Here is a 9575-nt window from a genome sequence, read left to right as displayed (position 1 = left end):
GGCTGGTGAGGCTGCTGCTGCGGCTCGTGGGGCTGGTGAGGCTGCTGCTGCGGCTCGTGGGGCTGCTGCTGCGCGGGCTGATGCGGCTGGACCGGCTCCGGTTCGGGCCGGGTCTGCTGTGCGGCGGCCGGTGCCGGCGCCGGACCGGAGGCCAGGATCGGGCCGCCCGGGATCGCCGAGGCCGGCGGACCCGGCGGAACCTCACCGTCCGTGGGCGCGGGCCTGCTCGTACCGGGAACCCAGGCGCCCCCGTTCCAGTACCGGATGTATCCGGGAATGGACGGGTCCGGGTAGTACCCCGCCTGCGGTACCTCTCCGCCGCCTCCAGGAGGAGTAGCCACTGCCCCGACTCCGTTCAGTCACAACGCCCTTGATCCGCGCGGCCGCGTGCCGGGCGTGCCGCGCCCAAGGAGGACAGTAACGAAGAACGTCCCCGAGGGAACAAAGAGCCCGTGAGAAAGCCCGCCTTCGAGGAGGACACGTACCGGAATCGATCACTCCCGGTGATGTTCGGGCCGGGACATGCGCCCTGCTCCCCGGCTCGGAAAAACTTCCCGAGAAAACTTCCCGAAGTCGCGTAATGAGCCGTGGGTACCCCGCTCTCTCCCGGTGAAGGCCCGCACGGGGCCGGCCCACGAGAGGGAGTACGACCATGCAGAACACCGACAACACCACCGTCGAGCGCGAGCTGGAGCTGAAGCTGGTGCTCTCGCCCGAGCGCGCCGTCCCCGTCCCCGCCCGGCTCGCCTACCGCACGGACGACCCGTACGCCGTCCACATCACGTTCCACATCGGCACCGACCACCCGGTCAACTGGACGTTCGCGCGCGAACTCCTGGTCGAGGGCGTGTTCCGGGCCTGCGGGCACGGCGACGTGCGGATCTGGCCCACGAAGGTCGACGGCCGCGGCGTCATCCTGATGGCGCTCTCGTCCCCCGACGGCGACGCCCTCCTCGAAGCCCCCGCCGCGCAGGTGTCCGCCTGGCTGGAGCGGACCCTGCGCGCGGTGCCGCCGGGCACCGAGTGCGAGCGGCTCGGCATCGACGAAGGGCTCGCCGAACTCCTGGCGACCACCGTGATCGCCGACGAGCTGTGGCTGCGCGACCCGTGGCCGTCGGACGAGTCGCAGGACGGCGAGCTGTGAGCCCCGTACCCCTGCGACCCCACGGGTCCGCGTCAGAAGAGCTTTCCGGGGTTGAGCAGCCCCAGCGGGTCGAAGGTGGCCTTGATCCCGCGCTGGAGTTCGACTCCGACCGGCCCCAGCTCCCGTGCCAGCCACTCCTTCTTGAGGACTCCCACGCCGTGCTCGCCGGTGATCGTGCCGCCGAGCGCGAGCCCGAGCGCCATGATCTCGTCGAAGGACTCCCGCGCGCGCCGCGACTCGTCCTCGTCCGTGTGGTCGAAGCAGACGACGGGATGGGTGTTTCCGTCGCCCGCGTGCGCGCAGACCCCGATCGTCAGGTCGTACTTCTCCGCGACCGCCGCCGTGCCGGCGAGCATCTCCGCGAGCCGCGTCCGCGGCACGCACACGTCGTCGATCATCGTCGCCGACTTGATCGTCTCCAGGGCCGTGAGGGAGAGCCGGCGTGCCTGGAGGAGGAGTTCGGACTCGGCGGTGTCGGCGGCCGGGACGACCTCGGTGGCGCCCGCCGCCGCGCACAGCTCCCCCACTGCGGCCAGATCGGCGGCCGGGTCGGGGGTGTCGAAGGCACACAGGAGCAGCGCCTCGGTGGTGTCGGGCAGCCCCATGCGCGCCATCCTGTTGACGGCCTGGACGGTGGTGCGGTCCATGAGTTCGAGCAGCGACGGGGTGTGGCCGCGCTCCATGATCGTGCAGACGGCCGCGCAGGCGGCGGCCGCGGAGGGGAACTCGGCGGCCAGCGCGAGCTGCGCCGGGGGCTGCGGCCTGAGCGAGAGCACGGCCCGGACGACGATGCCGAGACTGCCCTCCGAGCCGACGAAGAGCCTGGTCATGTCATAGCCGGCGACGCCCTTGGCGGTGCGGCGGCCGGTGGTCAGGAGCCGGCCGTCGGCGAGGACGACGTCGAGGCCGAGGACGTACTCGGCCGTCACCCCGTACTTCACACAGCACAGTCCGCCGGAGGCCGTGCCGATGTTCCCGCCGATGGTGCACGTCTCCCAGCTGGACGGGTCCGGCGGGTAGTACAGACCGTGTTCGGCGACGGCCCGTGACAGCACCGCGTTGACGACACCCGGTTCGACGACGGCGATCCGGTCGACCGGGTTGATCTCCAGGATGCGGTCCATCTTGACCAGGGAGAGCACGATGCAGCCCTCGGAGGCGTTGGCGCCGCCGGAGAGGCCCGTGCGGGCTCCCTGCGGGACGACGGGGACGCGGAGTTCGGTCGCGGTGCGCATGACGTGCTGCACCTGCTCGACGGTGCGCGGGAGCACGACGACCGCGGGGGCGCCGGCCTCGCAGAAGCTCGCCATGTCGTTCGCGTACGAGGCGGTCACGTCCGGATCGGTGAGCAGCGCCTCGGCGGGCAGCCCGGCGCGCAGCCGCGTCAGAAGATCGTCCATGACTCCAGCGTGGCACCCGGGGCCATCGGTGTGAACCCGCCGGGGCAGGCGCTTCGTGTGCTCTTCGTACAGGCGCGGACGGGCGCACAGTGAGCGCCATGAAGACGCAGAACGTGTCGAGGACGGTCCTCGCGGCCGGAGTGGGCGCGGTGCTCGCGGCGACGGCACTCCTTTACGTCCCCGAGCTCCTCGACCAGGGGCCGCCGCCCCCGCCCGGTCCGGCGGAGCGGGCGACGATCGCGGCCCACGCGGGCGCGCAGGCCGCGCTCCCGGACCTGGCCGCGCTGATCGGCGACCGGGAGAAGTGGCTGCGCGCCCACCCGGACGACGACGCGTCCTGGGCGGAACTCGGCGCGGCGTACACGGAGCGGGGCGCGCGCCTCGGCGACGTACGGGACTACCCGCGCGCCGAGAAGGCACTGCGACGCTCGCTGGCCGAACGGCCCGCCGCACGCGGCAACACGGCCGCCCAGCTGGGTCTGGCGGCGCTCGCGGGGGCGCGCGGCGACTGGAAGTCGGCCAAGGAGTGGGGCGAGAAGGTCCGGAAGGCGGATCCGCACCGCTGGCCCGCGTACCCGGTCCTGATGGACGCGTACAACGGTCTCGGCGACTACAAGGCGGCCCAGAAGGCGATGGAGACCCTGGAGGGGCTCCACGCGGGCGCGGTGGTGCGGACGCGGGCCGCGCAGACCTACCGCGACCGGGGCTGGCGCGAGGACGCCGACGCGGCCGCCCTCGACGCCGTGGCGCTCGCGGAGACGGCCCCGGACAAGGCTGCCGCGCTGGCCCGGCTCGGGGACCTGGCGTGGGAGCGGGGCGAACCGGACGAGGCGCTCGCGCGGTTCGGGGCGGCGCTGACGCAGGTACGGGACCACGGGCCCTCGCTCGCGGGCCGGGCGCGGGCGCTGACGGCACTGGGCCGCACCGACGAGGCGCTGCGGGACTGGCGGGCGGCGCTGGCCCGGCTGCCGCTGCCGGAGTACGTCCTGGAGGCCGGTGAGCTGTCCGAGTCGCTGGGCCTGAACGGGGACGCGCGGGCGCTGTACGAGCGGCTGCGGACCGGCACGTGGGCGGGCGGGGAGGTGCCCCTCGCGCTGCTCGACGCGGACCACGGCAACGCGGCGGCGGCCGTCACCCGGATGCGGGCGGAGTGGGCGCGCGGGCACCGCTCGGTGCGGGTCGCGGACGCGCTGGGGTGGGCGCTGTACCGGGCGGGTCGGCCCAAGGAGGCGCTGGAGTACGCGACTCGGGCCACGGAGGAGGGCCTGCGGAGCGCGCTCTTCTCGTACCACCGGGGCGAGATCGAACGGGCCCTGGCGGAGACCGGCCCGGCCCGGCGGCACCTGGCGGAGGCGCTGCGGATCAACCCGCACTTCTCGCCGCTGCTCGCGCCGAGGGCGGCGGAGGCGGTGGCGGCGATCGGCGAGCCCTCGGACGAACTCCCGAAGGAACTCCGCGCGGAACCGGAAACCGAGCCGGTGAAGGGGCGGGGGGCGGGTCCGGGCACGGCGCCGAAGCCACCGAAGGCAGAGGCAGCGGCGGCGGCACCGCGGCCGTAGCGCGCGCCCTTGGACGGCGCTCCGGCCCACCCCCCGCGTGGGCCGGAGCCCGCCGGATCGGATGGCCCACCGCCGCGTGAGCCGGGGCGGCCCTTGGCGGCGCCTCCGCCTCTTGTGCCTGGACCCGCACCGCCAAGCACGGTGCACAAGGGGTACGGGTCAGGGCGCGGGGAGCCTGGGCCCGGCAAGGGGCGCCGTTCCGTTGTGCCACCCGTTCCGCCCTGGGGGTCCCCCCGGACGGAGTCTGGGGGAGGAACAGATGCCCACAACGTGGGTGCGCAGGGTGGGCGTCGCCCCAGCGGGACAGATGACCAAGACTGGGGGAACGGCGGGCGCGGGCCGCGACGGGCGCACCGCAAGGGCCCGGGGCGTGGCCCCGGGCCCCTCGCCGTGCGGACGGTGGCTAGAGGTTGCCGCGCTTCTCCTGCTCGCGCTCGATCGCCTCGAACAGCGCCTTGAAGTTCCCCTTGCCGAAGCCCATGGACCCGTGGCGCTCGATCATCTCGAAGAAGACGGTCGGGCGGTCCTGGACCGGCTTGGTGAAGATCTGCAGCAGGTAGCCGTCCTCGTCGCGGTCGACGAGGATCTTCAGCTCGCGCAGGGTCTCGACGGGCACGCGGGTCTCGCCGGCCCACTCGCCGAGGGTGTCGTAGTACGAGTCGGGGGTGTCGAGGAAGGAGACACCGGCGGCCCGCATCGCGCGCACGGTGGCGACGATGTCGTTGGTGGCGAGGGCGATGTGCTGGACGCCGGCGCCGCCGTAGAACTCCAGGTACTCGTCGATCTGCGACTTCTTCTTCGCGATCGCGGGCTCGTTGATCGGGAACTTCACCTTGAGGGTGCCGTCCGCGACGACCTTCGACATGAGGGCGGAGTACTCGGTGGCGATGTCGTCGCCCACGAACTCCTTCATGTTGGTGAAGCCCATGACCTTGTTGTAGAAGCCGACCCAGTCGTTCATCTTGCCGAGCTCGACGTTGCCGACGCAGTGGTCGATGGCCTGGAAGGTGCGCTTGGCCGGCGGCTCGACGATCGGGTTGGCGGCGACGAAGCCGGGCAGGTAGGGGCCGTCGTAGCCGGAGCGCTCGACGAGGGTGTGGCGGGTCTTGCCGTACGTGGCGATGGCGGCGAGGACGACGGTGCCGTGCTCGTCCTTGAGCTCGTACGGCTCGGTGAGGCCGGTGGCGCCGTGCTCGACGGCGTAGGCGTACGCGGCGCGGGCGTCCGGCACCTCGATGGCCAGGTCGACGACGCCGTCACCGTGCTCGGCGACGTGGTCGGCGAGGAAGCGGCCCCGGTCGGTGGCGACCTTGATGACGGAGGTGAACACGAACCGGGCGGCGCCGTTGGTGAGGACGTAGCTGGCGGTCTCGCGGGTGCCGTTCTCCGGTCCGGAGTAGGCGACGAGCTTCATGCCGAAGGCCGTGGAGTAGTAGTGCGCGGCCTGCTTGGCGTTGCCGACGGCGAAGACGACCGCGTCCATTCCCTTCACGGGGAAGGGATCGGCCTGCCGCGCGGTGGAGGGGGTGTGATCGATGGTCTCAGTCATGGCAGCAATGTCCCGCCGTTCGGCAAGGTGCGCAAGAGTTCTCTGATCCACTGGTCATGTTGCACAGCGACGGGCGAGTATGGCCGTGCGACTTGTACATCCTGACCATGAGGAGACCGCTGTGGCGATCGATCATCTGGACGGCCGGCTCATCACGCTCCTCGCTCGCGAGCCGCGCATCGGGGTCCTGGAGGCCTCCCGGCGGCTCGGGGTGGCGCGGGGGACGGTGCAGGCGCGGCTCGACCGGCTCCAGGCGAGCGGGGTGATCAGGGGTTTCGGGCCGCAGGTGGACCCGGCGGCGCTCGGCTATCCGGTGACGGCGTTCGCGACCCTGGAGATCAAGCAGGGGCAGGGAGCGGACGTACGGGGGCATCTGGCGACGGTGCCGGAGGTGCTGGAGCTGCACACGACGACGGGCCACGGCGACATGCTCTGCCGTCTCGTCGCCCGTTCGAACGCGGACCTTCAGCGAGTGATCGACAAGGTGGTGGCGTTCGAGGGGATCGTGCGGGCGTCGACGGCGATCGTGATGGAGAACCCGGTGCCGCTGCGGATCATCCCGCTGGTGGAGCAGGCGGCGCAGGAGTAGGGCGGATGGCACAAAGAGCGCAGGAGTGGGCCAGACGCTCCAAAGAGATGGCTGCAAAGGACTAGTTGCAAAGAACTGCTTGCAACTGGTCCTTTGCAACTCTACGCTCAAGCCATGCCCGAGCCCGAGGAATACCTGAGCCGCCCCCTGAACCCGCGCACCCTGCGCGGGCTCGCCCACCCCCTCCGCATCCAGCTGCTGCGCGCCCTGCGCATCCACGGCCCCGCCACCGCCTCCCAGCTCGCGGAGCGACTGGGCGAGTCCAGCGGAGCGACCAGCTATCACCTGCGCCAGCTCGCGGCCCACGGCTTCGTCGAGGACGACCCGACGCGCGGCAAGGGACGGGAGCGGTGGTGGAAGGCCGGCCAGCAGGGCACGACCGTCGACGAGTCGCTCTCCCGGAACCCGGACCCGGAGGTCCGCGGCGCCCTCGACATCTACGTCCACGAGATCGCGACCATCCACACCCAGGAACTGAGCACGTACCTCGGCAACCGGCACGACTGGAGCGACGACTGGCTCGGCGCCTCCGACATGAGCGACTTCACGCTGCGCCTGTCCCCCGAGAAGCTCCGCGAGCTCGACAAGAGGATGCACGCGCTCATCGAGTCGTACCGGGGCGTCGAGGAGGCCGACGCGCCGGACGCCGAGCGCGTACGGATCCATCTGCACGCGTTCCCGCAGCACGAGAACTGACGGAAGGAACCACGGAGTCATGCACGCCGACATTCACCTCAAGCTCCATCAGCTGCACGCCGCCGAACTCCACCGCGAGGCCGCCACCACCGCCCCGCGCGTCCCCGGCCCCGCCCTCCGCGTCCAACTCGGCTGGCGACTCGTCGAGCTGGGCCTGCGCCTGGCCACGCCCGCTCCCGGCCGCCCGGTCACGCTGGCCGCATGAGCACTCCGGGGGGAAACGACGCGGACACGGGGCAGCCGAGCACGACGGGCACGAGGACGAGGACGACGAAGCGGGACCGGGTCCCCCTCGCGACCGTCCTCACCGCCAACGCCGTGTCCATCACCGGGAATTCACTCACGCTCATCGGCGTCCCCTGGTTCGCCCTCGACACCACGGGAAGCCCCGGCAAGGCCGGTGTCGTCGCGTTCTGCGCGGCCCTGCCCGTCCTCGTCTCCGCGATCGCCGGCGGCCCGGTCATCGACCGGATCGGCCGCCGCCGGGTCAGCATCGCCTCCGACCTGGTCTGCGCGCTCGCGCTCGCCGCGATCCCGCTGCTGCACCGCGCCGGCGTCCTGGAGTTCTGGATGCTGTGCGCCCTGATGGCCGTCACCGGCCTCTTCCACGCACCCGGGGAGATGGCCCGGCACGTCCTGGTCCCCGATCTCGCCCGGCGCGCCGGGACCTCGCTCCCCCGGGTCGCCAGCCTGTACGACGCCGTGGCGCGCGGGGCCCGGATGACGGGCGCCGCGCTCGCCGGACTCCTCGTGGCGTTCATGGGCGCCGACACGGTCCTGGTCCTCGACGCGGCGACCTTCGCCCTCTCCGCGCTGCTCGTCACCGCGGGCCTGCGCGGGGTGCCCTCGGCGGAGCCGGTGCGCGACGGCCCCCGGCTCTCCGCGGCCCGCTACCGGTCCGATCTGCGCGAGGGGTACGCCTTCCTGTTCCGCGCGCGCCTGCTGCTCGGCATCACGGTCATGGTGATGGTCACCAACGGCCTGAGCCAGAGCTGGAGTTCGGTGCTGCTTCCGGTCCACGCACGCCAGGCCCTGGGCGGTCCTGCCACCCAGGGCCTGCTCGTGTCGGTCTTCGGCGGCTGCGCCCTGGCCGGTGCCCTGCTCTACGGGGCGGTCGGGCAGCGCTTCCCGCGCCGGGCCGTCTTCACGGCGGGCTTCCTGCTCGGCGGCGCCCCGCCGTACGTGGTGGCCGCGCTCACCGACACCACCGCACCCCTGCTCGTGACGCTCGCGGCGGCCGGATTCGGCGTCGGCGTCCTCAACCCGATCCTGACCACGGTGATGTACGAGCAGGTCCCCGACGCCCTGCGCAGCCGCGTCATGGGCGCGAGCACCGCGGGGGTGCTGCTGACGACCCCGCTGGGCGGCCTGGCGGCGGGCCTCCTCGTCGAGCGCGCCGGTCTGACGGCGACGCTGCTGGGAATCGGCGGGCTCTACTTCCTCGCCACGCTCTCGCCGCTGGTCTTCCCGGCCTGGCGGGCCATGAACGCCCCGCCGCCGGAGCGCACACCCGAGGACGGAGCGCCTTCCGGGGGCGGACCCGGTGGCGGACCCGGTGGCGAACCGGTCAGCAGGCCGGAACCTTCGACTCCTGTCCCTGCTCCAGGGCCTTCAGGGACGCCACCGCGTCGCTGAGCGCGGTGACGGGGATGAGCCGCATCCCCTTCGGGAGCTCGGCCTGGGCGTCCGAGCACTCGGCCTTCGGTACGAGGAAGACGGTGGCCCCGTCCCGCGCGGCGGCCTGGGTCTTCAGCGAGACCCCGCCGACGGCGCCGACCGTGCCGTCCGCGTCGATCGTTCCCGTCCCGGCGACGATCCGGTCACCGGTGAGGTCGCCCCCGGCGCCGTCGCCGTCGAGCTTCTCGACGATGCCGAGGGAGAAGAGCAGCCCGGCGCTGGGGCCGCCGATGTCGGCGAGGTGCAGGTTCACCTTCACCTTCTCGGGGTCCTCGTCGAGGTAGTCGAGGGCCGCGAGCGTGGCCGCGTCCTGCGACTCCTTCATCTGGCCGAGGTTGTGCTTCTCGACCTCGGCGTCGGACTTCCCCGGCGGGTAGACGGAGTCGCGCGGCAGGACGGCCCGGTCCGTACGGAACCAGGCGTCGGCCACGTCCCCGAGGTCCACGTCCGTGGACGGCCCGGTCGCGACGATCGTCGTCATCCGCAGCTGCCCCTCGGAGGGCCGGACCGGGGCGCCGGTGATCGTGATGACCTCCCGCCCCTTGTCCTTGCCGAGCACATCGGCGGTCGTACCGGGCTGCGCGATGGCATAGGGCAACGGCGCGAGCCCGACGACGGCGAAGAGCGCGACGACGGGCAGCGCGCAGACCGCGAGCGCCTTGGGACGGGAGAGACTGGAGAGCACGCATCCAATCTACTGGGGCGGCCGCCCCCACCGGGCCGGGGGCGCTGGGCGCGCCCCGGACCCGGGCCCGACCCCGGACCTGACCCCGGACCCGGACCCGGACCTGGACCTGGACTCGGACCCGGGCACGACCCCGGGTATGGGCAGGTGGTGGGCGAAGAAGGACCGTACGAGCTTCCGTACGGCCGGCACCGAGACCCGGGGGTCGACGGCGCCGACCATCGCGGCCCGCCCGGCGGCGCTCGTCAGACCGACCGCCGCGAGCCGGGGCACCAG

General features: G+C 72.7%; 10 protein-coding genes. 6 read left to right on the top strand and 4 right to left on the bottom strand.

Features of this window, described 5'->3' with window-relative positions; translation table 11 throughout:
• Positions 1-341, bottom strand: a 341-nt coding sequence (locus AOK00_RS37065; RefSeq protein WP_159041755.1) for a DUF2510 domain-containing protein, incomplete at its 3' end; no start/stop codon positions are given.
• A 311-nt stretch (positions 342-652) separates the two neighbouring features.
• Between AOK00_RS37065 and AOK00_RS12780 the strand changes: the two genes are divergently transcribed.
• On the top strand, positions 653-1144 hold the full coding sequence (locus tag AOK00_RS12780; RefSeq protein ID WP_055600429.1) for an SsgA family sporulation/cell division regulator: 492 nt from the start codon (positions 653-655) through the stop codon (positions 1142-1144).
• Between the two features lie 32 nt (positions 1145-1176).
• Here AOK00_RS12780 and AOK00_RS12775 read toward each other — a convergent pair whose 3' ends face one another.
• Positions 1177-2544: an FAD-binding oxidoreductase gene (locus AOK00_RS12775; RefSeq protein WP_055600428.1), complete on the bottom strand. Its 1368-nt coding sequence runs from the start codon at positions 2542-2544 to the stop codon at positions 1177-1179.
• A gap of 98 nt (positions 2545-2642) precedes the next feature.
• Here AOK00_RS12775 and AOK00_RS41140 point away from each other — a divergent pair, with 98 nt between their 5' ends.
• Positions 2643-4103, top strand: a complete 1461-nt coding sequence (locus tag AOK00_RS41140; protein ID WP_301554199.1) for a tetratricopeptide repeat protein — start codon at positions 2643-2645, stop codon at positions 4101-4103.
• A gap of 403 nt (positions 4104-4506) precedes the next feature.
• On the opposite strand, the gene hppD is transcribed toward AOK00_RS41140, so the two are convergent.
• Positions 4507-5652 carry a 4-hydroxyphenylpyruvate dioxygenase gene (gene hppD, locus AOK00_RS12765; protein ID WP_055600427.1) on the bottom strand — a complete coding sequence of 382 codons (1146 nt, stop codon included), beginning with the start codon at positions 5650-5652 and terminating at the stop codon, positions 4507-4509.
• Between the two features lie 121 nt (positions 5653-5773).
• Between hppD and AOK00_RS12760 the strand changes: the two genes are divergently transcribed.
• The 4 genes from AOK00_RS12760 to AOK00_RS12745 all read left to right on the top strand — a co-directional run bounded on the left by AOK00_RS12760 (position 5774) and on the right by AOK00_RS12745 (position 8572).
• Complete coding sequence (locus AOK00_RS12760) at positions 5774-6241, top strand: Lrp/AsnC family transcriptional regulator (protein ID WP_041662431.1); 468 nt, start codon at positions 5774-5776, stop codon at positions 6239-6241.
• 114 nt (positions 6242-6355) lie between these two features.
• Positions 6356-6937, top strand: coding sequence for an ArsR/SmtB family transcription factor (locus tag AOK00_RS12755; protein WP_055600426.1), 582 nt, complete (start codon positions 6356-6358; stop codon positions 6935-6937).
• A gap of 19 nt (positions 6938-6956) precedes the next feature.
• Positions 6957-7142 (top strand): hypothetical protein, encoded by a 186-nt coding sequence (locus AOK00_RS12750; protein WP_055600425.1) that lies wholly within the window; start codon positions 6957-6959, stop codon positions 7140-7142.
• Positions 7139-8572: an MFS transporter gene (locus tag AOK00_RS12745; RefSeq protein WP_079041973.1), complete on the top strand. Its 1434-nt coding sequence runs from the start codon at positions 7139-7141 to the stop codon at positions 8570-8572. The genes AOK00_RS12750 and AOK00_RS12745 overlap by 4 nt, the downstream gene beginning before the upstream one ends.
• Here AOK00_RS12745 and AOK00_RS12740 read toward each other — a convergent pair.
• Complete coding sequence (locus AOK00_RS12740; RefSeq protein WP_055600424.1) at positions 8505-9299, bottom strand: S16 family serine protease; 795 nt, start codon at positions 9297-9299, stop codon at positions 8505-8507. The genes AOK00_RS12745 and AOK00_RS12740 overlap by 68 nt on opposite strands.
• Positions 9300-9575: the final 276 nt, after the last annotated feature.

Origin of the sequence: Streptomyces aureus (assembly GCF_001418135.1) — a bacterium.
GTDB classification, from domain to species: Bacteria; Actinomycetota; Actinomycetes; order Streptomycetales; family Streptomycetaceae; genus Streptomyces; species Streptomyces aureus_A.
The sequence above is the reverse complement of the archived record's forward strand: the minus strand, read 5'-3'. Positions and strand labels throughout refer to the sequence as shown.

What these genes read in the sequence shown, in the direction of transcription:
- AOK00_RS41140 (WP_301554199.1), top strand. Translation starts at nt 2,643, where the DNA reads ATGAAGACGCAGAACGTGTCGAGGACGGTCCTCGCGGCCGGAGTGGGC.
- AOK00_RS12745 (WP_079041973.1), top strand. Translation starts at nt 7,139, where the DNA reads ATGAGCACTCCGGGGGGAAACGACGCGGACACGGGGCAGCCGAGCACG.
- AOK00_RS12775 (WP_055600428.1), bottom strand. Translation starts at nt 2,544, where the DNA reads ATGGACGATCTTCTGACGCGGCTGCGCGCCGGGCTGCCCGCCGAGGCG.
- AOK00_RS12755 (WP_055600426.1), top strand. Translation starts at nt 6,356, where the DNA reads ATGCCCGAGCCCGAGGAATACCTGAGCCGCCCCCTGAACCCGCGCACC.
- hppD (WP_055600427.1), bottom strand. Translation starts at nt 5,652, where the DNA reads ATGACTGAGACCATCGATCACACCCCCTCCACCGCGCGGCAGGCCGAT.
- AOK00_RS12750 (WP_055600425.1), top strand. Translation starts at nt 6,957, where the DNA reads ATGCACGCCGACATTCACCTCAAGCTCCATCAGCTGCACGCCGCCGAA.
- AOK00_RS12780 (WP_055600429.1), top strand. Translation starts at nt 653, where the DNA reads ATGCAGAACACCGACAACACCACCGTCGAGCGCGAGCTGGAGCTGAAG.